Below are 19318 nucleotides of genomic sequence, written 5' to 3'. Positions count from 1 at the left end.
TTTTTTGCAGGAGTTTTTAAGAGTTTGTCGAATACAGTTCAACATTACGCTATAAAAGGGAGTACTCATCATCATGAAAAAAGCCGTTTTTTTTGATTTAGACGATACACTTGTGAATGACCGCAAAAGCATTCAAACAGCATTTGATGTAACATGCGGCGATTTAGAACAAAAATACGGAGTGAATGGAAAAACAATTGAGTCATCTGTCAGGGAAGCAGCCCGGGAACAATATGAGCGCTATTCTTTTTATCCGGTCACTCTTCACCTCGGTATTAATCCGTTTGAAGGTCTTTGGGGCGACTTTGGCGATGTGCACCATTGGCAGCTGCGCCAAATGGGTAAAGACATTAGCGATTACCAGTTTCAATCGTGGGAAAAGGGGTTAAAGGCGGTCGGCATCGAAGGAGCAGCCGACTGGGCGAAAGAGCGCTTCCGGGAAGTGCGCCGATTTTCTCCATTTTTATATGATGACACGTATGCCGTACTCGATCAGTTAAAAGAAAACGGGGTTCGTTTGTTGCTTTTGACAAACGGCGCACCTTCTCTTCAGTTGGAAAAGCTAACAATGATTCCGGAGCTGCCGTCTTATTTTGAGCATATTGTTATTTCCGGAAACTTTGGATTTGGTAAACCGGATCCGGCCATTTTTGATCATGCGCTGAAACTGATGGACTTAACTCCTGAAGCAGTAATTATGGCTGGCGATAATTTAGGAACAGATATCCTTGGCGCCACCCGTGTCGGCATGGATTCGATTTTTATTGACCATGGTGACGGCCGGCAAGTAGAAGGAGCCAAACCTACTTATACCGTTAAGTCTCTTCGTGAATTAATGGACGTTTTCCAAACATTGGCAGACACTTAACAGGTTTCTTTCTCCTCAAAACGGGAATAGATTATAGAAGCTATTCCAATACACATTAAGAGAGAGAAAGAAAAAGGAGAGGGAGAGAATCATGACCAGCCATTTGCATCAAGCTTCTAAGCTAGATATTCAAGTCTTCGATGAACAAGGAAGCTTTCCATTTAAAGAAAAAAACTTGTCATCTAAACGCATATATGAAATTCACGATGAAACATTGCGGACACCGCTCGAAAAAGCAGAAGTATTTGAACAGCTGCTGAATATTCCTAATGAGTGTGAACTGTGGATTGTTCCGGTGACAACAGAAACGTCTGCATTGACGAAGTCCATTAAAGAAGAGAAAACGAGCGCTTTATTCGATATGCTCGCTTCCATTAGAGATAAAATGCAGTTTGACCGGACGTTTATCGTTGCTGAAAACAACCTTTGCGATAATGTGTGCAGCCAGTTAAAAGAGCTTGGCTATACATTTACGGAGAAAACAGAAGAAGAACTGCAACAAGTGCAAGTAGAATTTTAAAAGTGCCGGGCTTTTGCCTGGCACTTTTTTAGATCAATTAAACGTTTTCGCACTTAAATGAACAGCTTTCGACTGGCTGGCAGATAAAATCTCCGGATTCGTTAATACTTCAATGACGGCCGGACGCCCGCTCGCTTTTGCTTTTTCCAATGCCGGCAGAAAGTCTTCATTTTTCGTCACTTGCTCGCCGTGACAGCCAAATAATTTGGCCAGCTCAGCAAAATTTGCATTTGATAGTTTGGTTGCAATGACCCGATCTGGAAAGTGCTTTTCTTGATGAGCCCGGATCGTCCCATACATATTGTTATTTACCACGACAGCAATGACCGGAATTTGAAAGCGAACAGCTGTTTCAAGTTCCTGCATCGTCATCATAAATCCGCCATCCCCGGAAAAAGAAACGACCATTTTATCCGGGTGGGCTACTTTGGCGCCAATGGCTGCCGGAAGCCCGTAACCCATCGCTCCTGATGTCGGGCCAATGTATGTTTTTTCGCGGTCAAAGCGGTAATATCGCGATAACCAGCCGAAGAAATTGCCGGCATCACTCGTCAAAATCGCATCTTTTGGAAACGCCTGCATAATATCGTGCAGCAGGCCATCCATATCCACATACTGCTCGGCATAGTCTTTTGGAGCGGAAGAAAAAGTTAAATACGCCGCATGCAGCTTCTTGACTGCCTGCTCCTTCACTTCATCCTTCACTGGCTCCGCAAGCTCCAGCGCTTTTTGTAAAAATTGTTTCACGTCCGAGGTAATTCCGAGAATAGGAGAATACACTTTGCCAATGCTGTCAGGGCAAATATCTATTTGCACAAGTTTCGTCTGATCACCGAGCAATGTGTAATCCTGAGTAGTCACTTGCGAAAAACGGGTGCCTAAAGCAACAACGAGATCGGCTTGTTTAATATAGTTAAGCAGACCTTTCTCTGAACCAAAGCCGAGCCAGCCTGCATAATGCGGGTGGCTGTTTGGAAAAGCGTCAAACCGGCGGAAAGAAGTCACCACAGGAACGTTCAGTGTTTCAGCAAACCTGACGAGCAAATCAGCTGATTTCGTCCGTGTTACGCCCCCGCCGGCAATGACGACAGGGCGCTTCGCTTCCTTAATTTTCACGAGCGCTTCCCGGACAGACTCTTCTGCCGGCAGTGGTACTTGCTCACGCTGCACATGCTGTTCTATATATTCTGCTGTATCTTCAAGCATATCGTGCGGAAGCGACACGACGACCGGACCCGGCCGTCCAGACCTGGCCATATAAAACGCCCGGTGCAGCAGCTCGGGAATTCGTTCTGCCGATTCAATTTCCACTGTCCATTTGCACAAGTGACTGAAGAAAGAAGTAAATTCCACTTCCTGAAAAGCTTCTTTTCCTTTGAACGGCCGCTCCACCTGCCCAATTAATGCTACAAGCGGGGTTGAGTCCTGCATCGCCGTATGCAGCCCAATGGCCAGGTTTGCCGCTCCCGGGCCTCTCGTTGCCATGCACACCCCCACTTCACCCGATGCTTTTGCATAAGCTTCCGCCATAAAAGACGCTCCGCCTTCATGGCGGTTTGAAATGAGCTGGATTGACGGATGTTCATAAAGGGCATCGATCACTCCAAGGTAACTCTCGCCCGGTACACAAAAAGCTTTTTTCACCTTTTCTTCTTCCATTACTTTTACTACAGCCCGGCCTCCTGATAATTTCACCATCTTGATTCCTACTTTCCGCTTTAATTTATACATAAAATTCTAAATATTTTGTTTATTTTACCTAAAAATATGTTATAATTTGGGTAGTATTTTAGTTCTTTTAACTAGCAAATGAGCTATCACTTTTTGAAGCAAGGGGGTGCTGCCAGTGAAAATATTGGAGCATATTGCTCAAGATATCGCAGAGAAAACGAGTTCAGTCTTAGGCTATCCAATCAGCATTACTGATAATGAAGGGTACATCATTGGTTCGACTGATAAAGAAAGGCTGGGAATCTTTCACCGTCCTTCGCTCGACGTCATTAAAAAAAAGAGCTTAATTAATTGCCGCAATGAAGATATCAGGCAAATCCTTCCTGGTGTTTCCGTACCAATTACGATCAACAACAAAGCCATCGGTGTTCTCGGGATTGTAGGTGAGCCTGAAGAAGTAGAAAAATACGTTCATCTCGTGAAAAATCAAGTGGAAATGATGTGTCAGGATGCCTTTCGAAAAGAAATGAAGGAACTTGAATCCAAAATGGTAGAAGTGTTTATCCAGCAAATCATTCATTACGACACAGATGAACAGGATGAACGAATTATTCAATACGCCAAAACACTCGGTTATAACCAGGAAATACGCCATGTGTGTATTTTAATAGATATTCATCGTCCTTCACACACACAGGATAATCCGCCCGAACTTCATGATCCTTACTCGTTTCCTTACTTTCAAAGGGATGTATTGGACTTTATTCATTTAATCTTCCATGATTCGGAAGAAGACATCCTTTCTTTTATTAACATTGAACGATTAATTATCGTGAAGCCGATAGCTACAGAGCAAGCCTATTCCACCCTCGTCTCCTCCCTGGAACAAAGGCTTCATAAGCTGAACAACTTTTTGCAGGCGAAATATAATTTATCCGCTTCTATCGCAGTGGGAGATGTGCAAAAAGGTGTCAGCGGCATGGCTGAATCCTTTCGCAATGCGGAAAAGACGATGGTTCTTGGAAGAAAAGCAGATATGGATTCGAACATTTTCCTTTACAACGAAAAACATACGACCTTTCAGTTACTGCCCAAAGAAATTACACCAGAATTGCAGAAAAAGCTGCTGAGCATCATTCAGCCTTTGACCAGGCTGGACAACTACGATGTTCTGTCTTCCACTTTCCTGGCATATTGCCGGCACAATATGAATTTAAGTGAAGCAGCGAGAAACATGTTTATTCACCGCAACACCATTATTTACAGACTTGAAAAAGTGAATGAAGCCACCCATTTGGATACAAGCAGCTTTCAGGACTGCATGCTTCTTTATATGGCGATCAGCTGTTACGGAGAAACGAAAGAGTGCCCGGTCCGCACGCCATAAATTTATCTTATTTTTTTCAAAAACAAGCAGAAATGCATTCGCCGCTTTTCATGCGAGGCACTTCTGCTTATCTTTTGCATTCAAGGCGTGGCCTTGTTCAAATTAATAGTTATCAATTTGCGCCCGCTGGATTTTGCCGCTATAGTCGATATACACAGACTTCCACTCTGTATACACATCTAACGAAGCCACTCCTGAATCCCGATGCCCGTTTCCAGTTCCTTTCGTGCCGCCAAATGGCAAGTGAATTTCCGCTCCAGTTGTTCCTGCATTGATGTAGACGATGCCCGTATCCAAGTCTCTCATCGCCTGGAACGCACGGTTCACATCCGCTGTGAAAATGGAGCTGGATAAACCGAACTCAACACTGTTGTTCACTTCAATCGCTTCTTCCAGGCTTTTGACCGGAATGATGGAAGCGACCGGGCCAAAAATTTCTTCTTGGGCAATTCTCATGTCAGACTTTACATTAGTAAATAAAGTAGGTGCATAGAAGTTTCCTTTATCCAAACCGTTTTCAGTAACAATTTCGCCGCCCTTTAATAGCTTTGCCCCTTCGTCTTTACCGATTTTGACATATTCATGGATCTTCTCAAGAGACGAGCGGTTAATGACAGGGCCAACATCAATGGATTCATCCAGTCCGTCGCCAAGCTTTAACATTTCCATGCGTTTCATCAGCTTCTGCTCCAGCTCTTCTTTTACCGACTCATGGACGATAATCCGGCTGCACGCTGTACATCTTTGCCCGCTCGTCCCGAAGGCACTCCAGACAATGCCGTCTACAGCAAGATCAATATCCGCATCTTCCAGTACAGTTACCGCATTTTTCCCGCCCATTTCAAGCGATGTCCGTTTCAGCAGTTCACCAGCGCGTCCGTTGATTTTCTTCCCTACTTCGTTAGAGCCGGTAAAAGAAACAATGTCAACGTCCGGGTGTTCCACGATGGCATTTCCTACTTCACTTCCTGAGCCGTAAACGAGGTTCACGAGCCCTTTTGGCAGTCCCGCTTCCTCATAAATTTTGACAAACTCTCCCGCCAAAAATGGTGTTTCAGAAGCCGGCTTCCAAACGACGGCATTTCCTGTCACGAGCGCCGGCAGTGACTTCCAAGAAGCGATTGCGATCGGAAAGTTCCACGGAGTAATCAAACCGGCAATACCGACAGGAACGCGAACGCTCATTGCAAATTTATTGCGCAGCTCGGAAGGAACCGTATCCCCGAACATGCGACGGCCTTCACCTGCCATATAGAACGCCATGTCAATGGCTTCCTGGACTTCCCCCCTCGCTTCTGCAATGACTTTTCCCATTTCTTTCGTCAATACTTGTGCGAGCTCTTCTTTACGCTCTTTTAATAAATAAGCAACCTTATATAAAAAGTCTGCACGCTCAGGCGCCGGCACATTTCTCCACTTTTTTTGCGCTTCTTTTGCTGCCTGGACCGCTTTCTCTACATCTGCTTTCGTAGAGGCAACAACTTCGCCTAATACTTCGCCATTCACCGGATTCGTATTTTGAGTATACTTTCCTGACTCTGAATCTACCCATTCGCCATTAATAAAGTTTAAGTATTTTTTTACCGCTGTGTCTTTTTTAGCTGTTTCTTGTACTGTTTGATTGTTCATTATTTTTCCCCTCTCAATTCGTAATAATTGTCAGCTCTTTTTTCATGCGGTTAATCGCTTCCGTCAGCCGGTCTGTCGGCACCGAAAGCGAGATGCGGAAATACCCTTCACCCGCTGTTCCGAACGCATGGCCCGGAGTGATGATCACACCCGTTTTTTCCAGTACGGTGTTCGCGAATTCAGCCGATGTATACCCCCTTGGCACAGGTGCCCATATAAAGAACGTACCGCGTGCCGGCGCCGTATTTACACCAATTGAAGCGAGTGCATCTGTCATGGCTTTCATTCGTCCAGCATAAATGTCATTGCTTGCTTTCACGCAATCCTGGCTGCTCTTTAAAGCATGGGCAGCAGCTTTTTGAATAGGCGTAAATTGTCCAGTGTCTGTATTGCTTTTATAAACAGATAATGCCTTAATCACTTCTTTATTGCCGACAACGTAGCCGATCCGCCAGCCGGTCATGCTGTATGTTTTAGATAAAGAACCAAACTCCACAGCTGTTTCTTTCGCTCCTTCTGCCTGCAAAATGCTCGGTGCCCTATAATCATCAAATGTGACCATATTGTAGGCGGCGTCATGGGCGATGACGATTTTGTTTTTTTCAGCAAATGAAACCGCCCGCTGGAAGAAATCAATGTCTACAGTGGCAGAAGTCGGATTGCCTGGATAATTTAAAAACATGAGTTTTGCTTCGTTGGCGATATTTTCAGGAATATTCTGAAATTCGGGTTCGAAGTTGTTTTCCTTCAGAAGCGGCATCGTGAACAGCTGTCCGCCAGCGAGCGAAACAGCCATTCGGTACGGTGGATAGCCAGGATCCGGTGCCAAGACGATCTCTCCTGGATCAATGACAGACGGGACTAAATGGGCGAGCCCCTCTTTGGAGCCGATCAGCGCGAGAACTTCTGTTTCCGGATCTAAATCGACATTAAACTGCTGCTTATAAAAATCAGCTACTGCCTGCCTAAATTCAAAACAGCCAATGAAACTCGGATACTTAAAGTTTTCCGGATAAGCCATTTCCTCTATTAGTTTATCCCTAATATGCTTTGGCGTCGGAAGATCCGGGTCACCAATGCCTAAATCAATCACATCAACTCCCGCTTTTTGCATCATTAATTTCTTTTTTTTGAATTCAGCAAACATGTATGGCGGTATTTGAGCTATTCTTTGCGATTGATAGCGCATGACACTTGATCACCATCCTTTACATTCACGATCTTTTAAATAGTAAGCTCTTTTCTACTTTAACTTTATCTTCTTTCACTTTTATAAACTATGGGCTTTTTGTACAAAAATACCTGAAGAATAACCGTAAATATCCGTACACTTTTCACAAAGGTCTTTTTTCATCAAATAGTGATGAATGATAGGAACTTTTTTCTAACTCCATTCGTATATAAGGAAAAAAGACGCAAAGGATTGAGGAGACATGCCTAAAAAACCGGCAAAAAAGAAAAAAAGACGCCAGGAAGATTCCACGGCGGCTGATATATTTGATGCGGTATTTGGAAATATCTGTTACGAAATTTTATTTTGGCCTTTGCGAATGCTTTGGAGGCTCATCCGCTTCTTCTTTCGTTCCATCGGCGATTTGATTCCGTAATCAGTAACGCGCTGCACGAAAGACTTCTAAAGGCAGTTTATTGCACAAGCCGGTTTTGAAAGGCATAAATGACGGCCTGCGTCCGGTCGTTCACTTCGAGCTTGGACAAGATATTGCTGACGTGTGTTTTTACCGTTTTTAATGAAATATATAATTCATCAGCAATGTCCTGATTCGCTTTTCCTTGCGCAATAAGCAGCAGGATTTCTCTTTCCCGTTCTGTCAGTTCTTCATGAAGCGGTACTTTTTGACCCTGGCGCATGCGCTTCATCATTTTCCCCGTCACTTCAGGCTCAAGTACCGGTTCGCCTCCGTGCGTTTTGCGAATGGCTTCTGCAATCGCGCTCGCTTTTGACGTTTTTAAAATATAGCTGACGGCCCCTGCTTCAAGTGCCGGATACACTTTTTCGTCATCAAGAAAGCTTGTCACGATAATGATTTTAGCTTCGGGCCATTGCTCCACAATTCGCTTTGTCGCTTCAATGCCATCCATTTTCGGCATCACGAGGTCCATTAAAATAATATCCGGCTTTAACTCCAAAGCAGCTGCCACCGCTTTTTCCCCATCTTCTGCTTCTGCTTCCACTTTGATATCAGGCTGCGCCATTAAATAAGCGGATACACCAATGCGCACCATTTCATGATCATCTACGAGAAGAACCCTTATCATTCGTCCGTTTCCACCTCTTCTTCCAATTTTTCTGTTTGTGTTTGATCTGAATGCTGCTGTGCGAGCGGTACTTTTACTTCCAATTTTGTTCCTTTGGATGGCAATGAAATAATCTTTAACGTTCCACCAATTTCAATGGCACGCTCATGCATGTTTTGCAAGCCATAAGAGCCCATCTTCGTTGTTGTCGTATCAAAACCAATTCCGTCATCGCTGATCCGCAAAATAACAAAGCCATCACGCCACATGTTGAGCACGTCGAGACGGTTCGCCTTTGCATGGCGCAGCGTATTGGAGATTGATTCTTGGACAATTCGGAATAAGTGATCTTCCATACCACGGTCCATGCTGATTTCTTCTGTCTTCCAGTGAATGGCGAGCGGTACTTTTTGAGTCAATTCAACGAGTAAATCATCGATTCCTTCTTTTAACGATTTGCCGTTCAACGGTACAGGCCGCAAATGCAATAACAGCGCCCGCATTTCCAGTTGCGACTGCTGAATCATTTCTTCCACCATAGCCAGCTGTTTCGTTTCCATTGAAGGAACTGCCTCGCGTTTTTCATTAATGGCTGACATCATCATGGAAGCGGCAAACAGCTGCTGGGATACTGAATCATGCAGTTCACGAGCGAGACGCTGCCGTTCTTGTGACACCATTTCCTGAATGAGCGTTTCCTGGTTTTCTGCTTTTTCCTTGGCGAGGCGCCGGGCAGTTTGTTTTTGTTCAGCAACCGTCCGTTCCAGCTGCTGAAATTTTTGCTCGATACCTGAAAAATCAGCTGTCAACATCTTGTCTTTTCCTTCAGCGGCCTTCCCTGAAATAAGAGAATCGAGCCGCTGATCAAGCGTTTTTAAAGAAGACCATTGTCCCCATCCGTACAGCGCGCCAAATAAAAAAGCCACGCCGACAGCCACTGCTGCGACAAATACGGCAAAAGGAAGACCAAACAGCTCCTTTTCGAAATAATTCCGCCATCCTGGCTGCGGAAAACTTATTTCAAAAGCAGCGATCACGACAACTGTCACAAAAAGAACCGCCAGAAAAACTTGCCTGAATTGCTTCGCAAAAATGTTCATACCCGATTCACCTCCACATCGCCAATGACGGTGGAAATAAGGAGAACGATCGTTGTTTCTGCTCCTTCCTGTTCGCTGTGATGTTCATCTTCGAAATAAAATGTATCATTCCAGACTGGGATCGGAAAACGCTGAAACAAATGGACGTTGCCGACAAGCGTGGCAAAGCGGATGCGCACCGGGATTTCATAAGGAATATCTACTTTCACTTTTCCCATCATTTGTCTGACCGAGATGACAGCTGTTCCTTTCGGCAGCACCGTATTGCTTACATCAACAGTAATGTCGCCAAGCATGCCCTGGATGTGGATGTCTTTCCATTCATATGAATGCTCCGGCGTTGATTGAACAGAAAATAGTTTGTTTTTCAAAAAAGAATGCTTAATGGACTCGCCGGGATTAAGCGGCGTGGACGAGATATTTTCCGCTGACAGCGAAAAGCGAGCAGGCTCTTTTTTCGATTGTAAATAACGGTACAGCATATAAATAAGACCTGCCATAACGAGCATTCGCAAACTTGTCATGCTAAGAATCATCATGACAGTCATAAATAAACCGAACCAAAACAGCAGTTTGCCAAACCAGCTGGCGTTCCACTTTCTTCCGAAATACATCATGGCTATTCCGAAGAAGAGGGAAAATACGAAATCGCCATGAAAAAATGTCGCTTCAATTAAAACAATTAATAAAGCAGCAAGTAAAAACACAGTCAGCATATCCGTTCTTTTTAATGAAGGCATTCTTTTTTCCCCTTTCCTCGAAGCAGCAATGATAATAATGTGAAGCCACCCTAAACGAAAAGTGCCAAGCACCTCCGCCGCCATCTTTAGTATAAAACGCTTGGTAATATACTGTATTCAGGCTTGCAGAGGAGGAACCAGGCACTTGTGGGACAGCCTCCACGCTCTTCAATTGTTAATCATAGCATGTTTTACGCTTACTGTGCGCTCTTTTCTTTTAGCTGAAATTGCCGCTCCAGCTCTGCAAGACGAGCGTCCATTAAGGAAGATTCGTAGCGTTTGTTTACTTTTCCTTCTAATTCGTCAATATACTGTTCAAGTTCTTCAAACCGGCCAAACGGACGATTAGCTTCGGAACTTTCATCGAGCACTTTGCTCATGCTGTAGTGGGCTCTTGCCGCATTTTCACGGCCCATTAATTCAAGGCGGCGGACATTCATGTCTTTCAACTTATGCTTCATTTCTTCTGCCTTGCTTTCAAGCTTCATGATTTGCTCTCCAACAATGGCAACGGACTGTTCTAAACGGACGGCCCGCTCTTTATATACATCCGCTTCACGCACTGCAAACTCCTCAAGTTCCGTTTCTCCCGCTTCAGCAGCGAGAACAGCCTGCTTGCTCCGCTTCTCCTGCAGGCGGACAGCTTCCTGCCATTCACTCTCAAACTCTTTTTTCAATAATTGCTGGCGCTCCAACAATTTCACTACTTTTTCCGTTTCCTTCTGTGCTTCCCGCAAATATTGATTCAGCATGGCAATCGGATTCTTTTGCTCTTTTTTCTCCACGATATCAAACAACTCTGCTTCCACTGTACGTTTAATTTTTGTAAAAATCCCAGTCATATTTATCTCTCCTTAACCATTTATTTTTTTTAGTTGATTCCATTGTTTTTCAAAGTTCACGAACGGATCCTCTTCTTTCGCATCTGCCATCGGTTCATGATCGTCTTCTTGCCACTTTTTATAAACGATGTAAAGTACACCTAAAGCCGCAATGCCAAGCAGTGCCGGAACATTGCCGACTGCTGCCAAAAAGGCAATCAGTCCAGCTGCTCCCCAAAAGAATTTGATCGCTTTCGAGGAAGCTTGCCCATACTGTTTCCATGCCACATACATGATAGCTGCGCATAATACAAGTCCGAGCACCGGTCCCACACTTGCAATCGCGACTAAAGCAGCCAGCCCTCCAATACAAAACAGCATCACCTTTTTCATTTATTTTTCCTCCTTTCGATATCTTGATTTCATCTTACCTCGCCATCCCTTTTCTTATAACGAGCCGCAGATGGAACTTAGTCTCAGCCTTAAGACTGAGACTAAGAAAAGCGGAAGCGCCTTGATCAGCCCCGACAAGCACAAGACGAGCCTCCCAGAAAGGTGTTCTTTACCTTTCCGGGAGGGTTGGCTTGTGACCTCGAGGGGCTAGGCGCCTGGAGCTGGACAAGAAGAAAAGCGCCGCGAAACAAAGTTTCGGGCGCTTTCACTTTTACTTTTTATGCATTTTAAATTCAAGGAACAGTTCATTGTAGTAGGCAAGCATATTCGGTCCCAAGTTTTCATATACTTCAAGCCGTTCTGTTTGTTCAGGATCCGGATAAAAGCGTTCATCGCTGACAATTTCTTTCGGCATGTATTCGAGCGCTTTTTTATTCGGCGTGGAATAGCCAACGTATTCTGTGTTTTGTGTTGCTATTTTAGGATCAAGCATAAAGTTGATAAACTTGTGAGCAGCTTCTACATTTTTCGCTGTTTTCGGAATAACCATATTATCAAACCAGAGGTTCGAGCCTTCTTCCGGTACAACATATTCCAAGTTTTCCTTTTTCCACATGAGCTCTGAAGCGGTACCAGACCATACAACGCCGATCGTTGCTTCATCATTTTCCATCAGCATACGGATTTCATCTCCAACGATCGCTTTAATGTTAGGAGTCAGTGTATCAAGCTTTTCTTTTGCTTCAATAAGATGCTGTTTATTCGTATCATTCAGCGAATAATGAAGGGAATTCAATCCCATCCCCATCACTTCACGGGCACCGTCAACAAGCAAAATTTCGTTGCGCAGTTCAGGGCCCCACAAATCATTCCAAGCTGTAATTTCTTTCCCTTTCATTAAATCTTTATTGTAAAGAATGCCGACCGTACCCCAAAAATAAGGAATCGAGTACTTGTTACCCGGATCAAAAGCAAGGTTCATAAAGCGCTCATCTATAAATTTTAAATTAGGAATTTTTGAATGATCAACAGGCAAAAGCTGATTTGCTTTCTTCATTTTATCGATAGCGTATTCGGAAGGCACGGCAACATCGTACGCCGTGCCGCCCTGCTCAATTTTCGTCATCATCGCTTCATTCGAATCAAATGTTTCATAGATCACTTTTATCCCTGTTTCTTTCTCAAACTGATCAATCAGTTCGGCATCAATGTAGTCACCCCAGTTAAAAACGGTTAACGTATTGCCCGCTGTTTTCCCTTCAGATTCGTTCAGTTTAGAGACGGTATACATCAAGAGAAAAGCGACTGCAAACACAGCAACGAATGCACGTATTAGTTTATTCATTTCCGCCCCCCGCTCCAGCCGTCCGGCCGTTTCGTTTCGTAATAAAGTAATAGCCGATGACGAGCAAAATAGTGAACAAGAATAACAGCGTCGACAACGCATTAATATTTAAGGAAATGCCGCGGCGGGCCAATGAATAAATCTCAACAGACAACGTTGTAAAACCGTTCCCAGTAACGAAAAACGTGACAGCAAAGTCGTCAAGAGAGTATGTCAATGCCAGAAAGAAGCCGGCAAAAATCCCTGGTGAAATGTACGGCAAAATGACTTTTGACAATACGTCCCAGTGGCTTGCCCCCAAATCACGCGCGGCATCAATTAATGATAGACTCATTTCTTGAAGCTTCGGAAGCACCATGATGACAACAATCGGGATTGAAAAAGCGACATGGGATAATAACACAGATGTAAAACCAAGTTTAATGCCAATTATCGTAAATAAAATCAAAAAAGAAGCGCCGATAATGACGTCAGGACTGACGATTAATACGTTATTTAAAGACAGGAGCGCATTTTTAGCTGCTCTTTTTTTCATATACACAATCGCTAAAGCACCGAGCACACCAATAATCGTTGAGATAGCAGCTGATAACAGGGCAATAATGATCGTATTTAAAACGATAATGAGTAGTCTCGTATCCTGAAACAGCTCTTTATACCAATCGAGCGTAAATCCTTCAAAATCATTCATCGTGCCGCCGCTGTTAAATGAATAAAATGTTAAATAAAAAATCGGGGCGTATAAAACGATAAAGACAAAAGCTAAATATACTTTTGGCCATAATGACTTCTTTTTCATTTTATTGAACCCCCCGCTTTCTTGTTCCCGTCACGACCATGATCACAACCATCGTAATAATTAAAAATACAGCAATGGCCGAACCCATTCCCCAGTCTTGCGTGATAAGGAAATGCTGCTCGATCGCTGTACCGAGTGTAATGACCCGATTGCCAGCAATCAGCCGGGTAATCATAAACAGGGATAATGCCGGAATAAAGACTGCCTGTACACCTGATTTAACTCCATCAATTGTGAGCGGAAACACGACTTTTTGAAAGGTTATCCAGGCAGATGCACCAAGATCGCGCGAAGCATCGATTAACGTCGGATTAAGCTTATCAAGCGCATTGAAAATCGGCAGCAGCATAAATGGAATAAAGATGTAGACCGCAACAAACACAAAACTGAAATCCGTAAACAAAATTTGCCGGGTACCGATGCCCACTGCTTCCAAGAAGCTGTTTGCTGCCCCGTACGTGCTGAAAATGCCAAGAAATGCATAAGCCTTCAGCAGCAAGTTAATCCACGAAGGCAAAATAATTAACAATAAAAGCAACTGCTTATACTTTGATTTTGTTATAAAGTAAGCCGCAGGATAAGCAATCAGTAAGCAAAAAGCCGTAATTAAAAACGCATACCAGAAAGAACTTAAAATCATTTTGATGTACACAGGTGTAAACAGCTTTTCATAATTAGCAACTGTAAAATTCCCGTTCAAGTCAAAGAAAGAATAATAGACTACAAGCAAAATAGGCGTAACAACAAACAGTCCAATCCACAAAACATAAGGGATCAAATATAACTTACGAGCTCTATTTTCCATAACCGGCCCCTTGGTACGCTTCTAACCGCTTATCAAACTCTTCTTCCGTTTCGCCGAGACGCATGACGTGGATCGCCTCGGGGCCAAAATTAAGACCGATTTCATCACCCACTGTTGCTTTCTTCGTTGAATGGACAAGCCACTCATTCTTCGATTCATCATAACAAAGCATTTCATAGTGAACGCCGCGGAACAGCTGGGAAGCGACTTTCACTTGAATTTTGCCTTCACTCCATGTAGTAATCTCTAAATCTTCCGGACGGATGACTACTTCGACCGGTTCATTTTGGTTCAGTCCCTGATCCACGCATTCAAACCTTTTCCCGGCAAATTCCACTTCGAAATCTCTTATCATTTTGCCGGGAACGATGTTGGATTCACCAATAAAGTCAGCGACAAAACGATTGATCGGTTCATCGTAAATATCGGTAGGCGTGCCGCTTTGCTGAATTCTGCCTTCATTAATGACAAATATTTCGTCGGACATGGCAAGCGCCTCTTCCTGGTCATGAGTCACAAAAATAAATGTAATGCCGAGGCGCTTTTGCAAGTCACGAAGTTCATATTGCATTTCCGTACGCAATTTTAAATCGAGTGCAGATAACGGCTCATCCAGCAAAATCACTTCCGGTTCATTCACGATGGCCCGGGCAATCGCCACACGCTGGCGCTGACCTCCGGACATCTCCGTAATCTCTCTGCTTTCGTAGCCGCTCAAATTCACAAAACGAAGCGCTTCATTTACTCTCCGATCAATCTCCGCTTTTTTCATCTTTTTGATCCGCAGCCCGAATGCCACGTTTTCATACACATTTAAATGCGGAAACAAGGCATAATCCTGGAATACCGTATTTACTTGCCGTTCATTCGCAGGTACGTTGTTCATTCTTTTGCCATTGAAATAGATGTCTCCTTTAGATGCTTCCGTAAAGCCGGCAATTAAACGCAGTATCGTTGTCTTTCCGCAGCCGGAAGGCCCAAGCAGCGTATAAAATTTCCCCCTCTCAATTTCAAAACTTACATTATTCAATACAATTGTATCATCATCGTATTGCTTCGTTACTTGATCGAAGCGGATGATTGCTTCCTCAGCCATAATAATCCTCCTCTACCGTTTACAAATATGATTCAGTGACGGTTAAAATAATTTCAGACGTTCCATCAAAGTCATTGATGATTTGATGCTCTTCAGATGAATGAAAATAAATCGCTTCTCCTGCTTTCGCCTTATATTCCCGTTTGCCGAGCTGCACAATGACCTGTCCGCTCAGCACATAACCGAACGTTTCCGCTAAAGACGGCTCAAACCGCTTGAACCCGCCGCCTCTCTGAAACACGAGCTTGACCGGTTCCATTTCTTTTTCATTCGACTCAGGCACAAGCCACTGAATCTCGTAACCTTTTTCTTCGTCTGCATAATCTGTTTGATCTTCTTCTCCATACACTACTTTTTGTTCCCGTTTCTCTTCATCAAAAAATTCTTTCGGTGAACAGCCGAGCACTTCTAATAAGTGAAAAAATGTTTCTATCGAAGGAGAGCTTAAATCCCGCTCCAGCTGAGAAATATACCCCTTGCTCAAATCTGTACGTTCACCAAGTTCTTCTTGCGTTAGCCCCTTCTTTAAGCGTAAGTTTTTGATTTTTTTCCCGATTTCCATTCTCATGATCCTCAATTTTGTTTATATTTAGTAAACTTTCAGTAAATAAAGTTTAGTGTTACAAAACTTCAAGTTTACTCATCAGCTTTTCATTATAATACGGAAAATATAAACTTCAAGAAAAATTTGGCTTTTCTCGACTGGCTTGCCGCTTAGAATGATTTGTGCTAAAATGAATGACATTCATTCATTTGCAACGGAGGGATTTGATATGCCGGAAAGAATAGACGGAAAATATAATAAAATTCTTCAAGCCGCTATTCAGGTGATTTCTGAAAAAGGGCTGGACCGCACATCCATCACTGATATTGTGAAGCAGGCGGGCATCGCCCAAGGCACGTTTTATTTGTATTTCCCTTCAAAAAAAGATTTAATTCCCGCTATTGCCGAGAACTTGCTGAGTTTGACATTGGAAAAAATCAAAGCAGAAACAAAACAAAAACATGGCTTCTGGGAAATCATTCAAACAATCATTGATGAAACATTTGAACTGACAAACTCTCATAAAGAGGTTATTATTTTATGCTACTCAGGACTTGCTATTGTCCACTCCATGGAGAAATGGGAAACGATTTACGATCCATATTATAAATGGCTGGAAGAAGTGTTAAAAGCAGCCGCCGATCATGGAGAAATCATTGCGGAAATTGATATTGGCTGGACCGCCCGGTTAATTATTAACTTAATCGAGAGCGCAGCCGAGCGATATTACATTGCCGAGGAAAAAGGAGATCTGGCAGCATGCAAAAAAGAAACCTTCTCTTTCTTGCAGCGGTCACTGGACAACATGAAAAGCGGAGCCGGCTGCCACAGGGCGACAAGTATATGACAAGCTGGCGAAGTGGTGCTTTTTGCCGCACAGCCAGATTGGCATATGACCTCGAGCCCTAGGGAGGTGGAGCTAGACACAGACCCGCCCCTTAGCAAAGTTATCCACAAAGTGATTATTTTATCGTTTCCTAAACAAACTAAAATCGGAACGTCACATTCAGCGTTCCCTTTCTTTTTTATAAAATGAATGACATTCATTCATATTTGAGGTGTATAAATTGAACTGGTTTATTGTTTTACTCGCAGGTTTATTGGAAATCGTCTGGGCCACAGGTTTGAAATACGCAGATTCTCTGGCAGACTGGGTTGTCACTGTTCTGCTGATCGGCATCAGCTTCCTTCTGCTCATCCGTTCTTATAAAACAATCCCGCTCGCAGCCGCTTACACTGTATTTGTCGGCATCGGTACGGCCGGCACGTATTTTATGGGCATTTATTTAGGAGAGCCCTTTTCTTTCATTCAGCTGATCTTTATTGCTTTGCTTCTGTCAGGGGTGCTCGGCATGAAACTGTCTACAACAACGAAAACAAACGAAGCCGGAGGTGAACCTTCATGAGCTGGATCTTTTTGCTTCTTGCCGGCATCGAAGAAGTCATCGCCACGATCGCAATGAAATACGTGGACGGTACAAAAAGAAAATGGCCGATCGCCATCATGGTCATCGGCTTCATCTTCTCCTTCTACTGTTTATCGAGAGCGATGCTCGAACTCTCTGCTGGTATCGCCTACGCCGTCTGGACCGGTATCGGCACTGTCGGCATCACCATCGTCAGCATCATCTGGTTTAAAGAAAAACTGAATAAATTCCAGGCTTTGTCGCTCGCTTTTATTATAATTGGCGTAGCTGGTTTAAGGCTTACGGCTTAATTTGAACAGAAAAAATCCGCTTTGAAGCGTCACTTTCAAGCGGGTTTTTGACTATTCTTAGGTGTTATTTATCATTTTGTTGAGTTTGTTCACGATTATTGGATGTTGTTCATGATTTGAATGACTTTGTTCACGATTCCTCGCGGTTGTTCATCACTTTGATCGCTTTCTTCACGACTTCTAGCCACTGAAAAATCCCCAGCTTAAAAGCCGGGGATTTTCACTTTACTGCGCTGCTACGTTAGACAGCACTTCTTTAAATGAACGGATAACTGTATCCACTTCTTCATAGCTCATTGTCAATGGCGGCTCGATACGGATTGTTTTCGAGTTAACGAGTGTGCCGGCAACGAGGATACCTTTGTCAAACATCCCTTTTGATACTTCATAGCCGATTTCGTCTTTGTGGAACTCGATGCCAATCATTAAGCCTTGGCCGCGGATTTCCAATACTTTATCTTCATGGCCTGCTGCTGCTTCTTTCAAGCCTTTTAAGAAATACTCGCCAACTTCAGCCGCTCTTTCCGGAAGCTTTTCCTCAAGCAAGACACTGATCGTCGCAATGGCTGCCGCACAAGCAAGCGGATTGCCGCCAAACGTTGTTGTATGCATGAATGGATTGTCAAATAAGCTCTTAAATACTTTTTCGTTCGCTACGACCGCTCCAGCCGGCATTACACCGCCGCCGAATGCTTTCGCGAGACATAAAATATCCGGCGTGACATCAAATAACTCAGAAGCAAACATTTTCCCTGTGCGTCCCATACCCGTCTGCACTTCATCAAAAATTAAGACGACGTCGTATTCATCACAAAGCGCTCTTACTTCTTTCAAGTAGTTTGCAGGTGGGATAATGATGCCGCCTTCACCTTGAATCGGCTCTAAAATAACTGCTCCTACATCTTCACCGACGAGCGCGCAAGATTCAAATGTTTTTCTCATCATGTCAATATCGCCAAACGGAATGTGGCGGAAGCCTGGAATTAGCGGTAGGAACGGCTTACGGAATACGCCTTTCGCTGTGCCGGATAACGATCCTAAGCTTTTTCCGTGGAAAGAACGCGTTGTAGAAATAATCGTCGACCGATCACTGTACATTTTCGCCAGTTTCAGCGCCGCTTCCACACTTTCTGTTCCGCTGTTCGTGAAGAAAGAATATTTTAAATCTCCCGGTGTAATATCTGCTAAAATTTTTGCCAGCATCGCACGCAGCGGGTCGAGCAAGTCTTGGCTGTGCAGCGCCTGACGTTTCAGCTGATCAGTGACTGCTTTCACGACTTTTGGATGGCGGTGACCGACGTTGTAAATACCAAATCCGCCGAGACAATCAATATACTTTTTGCCGCTGATGTCAGTGAAACAAGATCCGCCGTCCGACCACTCGACCGCTGCGAACTGGCCGCCTTCTGTTACAGTTTTTCGGTAAGAAAGGAAACCTGGGTTCACGTGTTCACGGAAACCATCGACTGTTTCTTTCGTTACCCACTGTGCTTCTTCTTCTGTTACTTCCTCTTTTTCTATTAAAGCGAGTACTTGTTTAATATACTCATTAATCTCTGACACTTGCTCATTGTTTTTTACTTCTGTTTTCAAATCTGTACTCATTTATCTCCACTCCTGTAAGTTA

General features: G+C 43.8%; 21 protein-coding genes. 7 read left to right on the top strand and 14 right to left on the bottom strand.

Annotated features, from left to right (window positions below):
* The first annotated feature begins 73 nt into the window (after positions 1–73).
* Both F9802_RS16515 and F9802_RS16510 read left to right on the top strand, forming a co-directional pair.
* Positions 74–868, top strand: a complete 795-nt coding sequence (locus F9802_RS16515) for an HAD family hydrolase (protein ID WP_152153923.1) — start codon at positions 74–76, stop codon at positions 866–868.
* A gap of 91 nt (positions 869–959) precedes the next feature.
* The gene (locus tag F9802_RS16510) at positions 960–1388 is read left to right on the top strand and encodes a hypothetical protein (protein WP_152153921.1); all 429 of its coding nucleotides are present in this window, start codon (positions 960–962) and stop codon (positions 1386–1388) included.
* Between the two features lie 33 nt (positions 1389–1421).
* On the opposite strand, the gene F9802_RS16505 is transcribed toward F9802_RS16510, so the two are convergent.
* Positions 1422–3086, bottom strand: a complete 1665-nt coding sequence (locus F9802_RS16505; RefSeq protein ID WP_152153919.1) for a thiamine pyrophosphate-dependent enzyme — start codon at positions 3084–3086, stop codon at positions 1422–1424.
* A 148-nt stretch (positions 3087–3234) separates the two neighbouring features.
* Here F9802_RS16505 and F9802_RS16500 point away from each other — a divergent pair, with 148 nt between their 5' ends.
* Positions 3235–4446, top strand: coding sequence for a CdaR family transcriptional regulator (locus tag F9802_RS16500; RefSeq protein WP_152153917.1), 1212 nt, complete (start codon positions 3235–3237; stop codon positions 4444–4446).
* 102 nt (positions 4447–4548) lie between these two features.
* Here the strand turns inward: F9802_RS16500 and F9802_RS16495 are convergent, their stop codons facing one another.
* The gene (locus F9802_RS16495; RefSeq protein WP_152153915.1) at positions 4549–6075 is read right to left on the bottom strand and encodes an aldehyde dehydrogenase family protein; all 1527 of its coding nucleotides are present in this window, start codon (positions 6073–6075) and stop codon (positions 4549–4551) included.
* A gap of 13 nt (positions 6076–6088) precedes the next feature.
* The gene (locus tag F9802_RS16490) at positions 6089–7264 is read right to left on the bottom strand and encodes an LL-diaminopimelate aminotransferase (RefSeq protein ID WP_152153913.1); all 1176 of its coding nucleotides are present in this window, start codon (positions 7262–7264) and stop codon (positions 6089–6091) included.
* 244 nt (positions 7265–7508) lie between these two features.
* Here F9802_RS16490 and F9802_RS19800 point away from each other — a divergent pair, with 244 nt between their 5' ends.
* A complete protein-coding gene (locus F9802_RS19800) occupies positions 7509–7682 on the top strand; it encodes a hypothetical protein (protein ID WP_191992025.1) in 174 nt (57 codons plus the stop codon).
* A gap of 37 nt (positions 7683–7719) precedes the next feature.
* On the opposite strand, the gene F9802_RS16485 is transcribed toward F9802_RS19800, so the two are convergent.
* The 10 genes from F9802_RS16485 to F9802_RS16440 form a co-directional block, all read right to left on the bottom strand.
* Positions 7720–8352: a response regulator transcription factor gene (locus F9802_RS16485; protein ID WP_152153911.1), complete on the bottom strand. Its 633-nt coding sequence runs from the start codon at positions 8350–8352 to the stop codon at positions 7720–7722.
* A complete protein-coding gene (locus F9802_RS16480) occupies positions 8349–9431 on the bottom strand; it encodes a sensor histidine kinase (RefSeq protein ID WP_152153909.1) in 1083 nt (360 codons plus the stop codon). The genes F9802_RS16485 and F9802_RS16480 overlap by 4 nt, the downstream gene beginning before the upstream one ends.
* Entirely contained in the window at positions 9428–10171 is a 744-nt protein-coding gene (gene liaF, locus F9802_RS16475) for a cell wall-active antibiotics response protein LiaF (RefSeq protein ID WP_191992024.1), read from the bottom strand. The genes F9802_RS16480 and liaF overlap by 4 nt, the downstream gene beginning before the upstream one ends.
* Before the next feature lie 197 nt (positions 10172–10368).
* Positions 10369–11013 (bottom strand): PspA/IM30 family protein, encoded by a 645-nt coding sequence (locus F9802_RS16470; protein WP_152153905.1) that lies wholly within the window; start codon positions 11011–11013, stop codon positions 10369–10371.
* A gap of 12 nt (positions 11014–11025) precedes the next feature.
* Positions 11026–11385: a lmo0954 family membrane protein gene (locus tag F9802_RS16465; protein ID WP_152153903.1), complete on the bottom strand. Its 360-nt coding sequence runs from the start codon at positions 11383–11385 to the stop codon at positions 11026–11028.
* 271 nt (positions 11386–11656) lie between these two features.
* Positions 11657–12730 (bottom strand): ABC transporter substrate-binding protein, encoded by a 1074-nt coding sequence (locus tag F9802_RS16460; protein ID WP_152153901.1) that lies wholly within the window; start codon positions 12728–12730, stop codon positions 11657–11659.
* Positions 12723–13529: an ABC transporter permease gene (locus tag F9802_RS16455; protein ID WP_152153899.1), complete on the bottom strand. Its 807-nt coding sequence runs from the start codon at positions 13527–13529 to the stop codon at positions 12723–12725. Before F9802_RS16455 ends, F9802_RS16460 begins: the two co-directional genes overlap by 8 nt.
* Before the next feature lies 1 nt (position 13530).
* Positions 13531–14334 (bottom strand): ABC transporter permease, encoded by an 804-nt coding sequence (locus F9802_RS16450; RefSeq protein ID WP_152153897.1) that lies wholly within the window; start codon positions 14332–14334, stop codon positions 13531–13533.
* Positions 14324–15430, bottom strand: coding sequence for an ABC transporter ATP-binding protein (locus F9802_RS16445; RefSeq protein ID WP_152153895.1), 1107 nt, complete (start codon positions 15428–15430; stop codon positions 14324–14326). The genes F9802_RS16450 and F9802_RS16445 overlap by 11 nt, the downstream gene beginning before the upstream one ends.
* Before the next feature lie 19 nt (positions 15431–15449).
* Complete coding sequence (locus F9802_RS16440; protein ID WP_152153894.1) at positions 15450–15992, bottom strand: helix-turn-helix domain-containing protein; 543 nt, start codon at positions 15990–15992, stop codon at positions 15450–15452.
* Positions 15993–16203: 211 nt separating this feature from the next.
* On the opposite strand from F9802_RS16440, the gene F9802_RS16435 reads away from it, so the two are divergent.
* The 3 genes from F9802_RS16435 to F9802_RS16425 all read left to right on the top strand — a co-directional run bounded on the left by F9802_RS16435 (position 16204) and on the right by F9802_RS16425 (position 17691).
* The gene (locus F9802_RS16435) at positions 16204–16821 is read left to right on the top strand and encodes a TetR family transcriptional regulator (protein ID WP_152153893.1); all 618 of its coding nucleotides are present in this window, start codon (positions 16204–16206) and stop codon (positions 16819–16821) included.
* A 220-nt stretch (positions 16822–17041) separates the two neighbouring features.
* A complete protein-coding gene (locus F9802_RS16430; RefSeq protein WP_152153892.1) occupies positions 17042–17380 on the top strand; it encodes a DMT family transporter in 339 nt (112 codons plus the stop codon).
* Entirely contained in the window at positions 17377–17691 is a 315-nt protein-coding gene (locus F9802_RS16425; RefSeq protein ID WP_152153891.1) for a DMT family transporter, read from the top strand. The genes F9802_RS16430 and F9802_RS16425 overlap by 4 nt, the downstream gene beginning before the upstream one ends.
* 225 nt (positions 17692–17916) lie before the next feature.
* On the opposite strand, the gene F9802_RS16420 is transcribed toward F9802_RS16425, so the two are convergent.
* Complete coding sequence (locus F9802_RS16420; protein WP_152153890.1) at positions 17917–19296, bottom strand: putrescine aminotransferase; 1380 nt, start codon at positions 19294–19296, stop codon at positions 17917–17919.
* Between the last annotated feature and the right edge of the window lie 22 nt (positions 19297–19318).

Source organism: Bacillus aerolatus, from assembly GCF_009183655.1.
Classification (GTDB): domain Bacteria; phylum Bacillota; class Bacilli; order Bacillales; family Domibacillaceae; genus Pseudobacillus; species Pseudobacillus aerolatus.
This window is presented reverse-complemented; position numbering and strand designations above follow the sequence as displayed.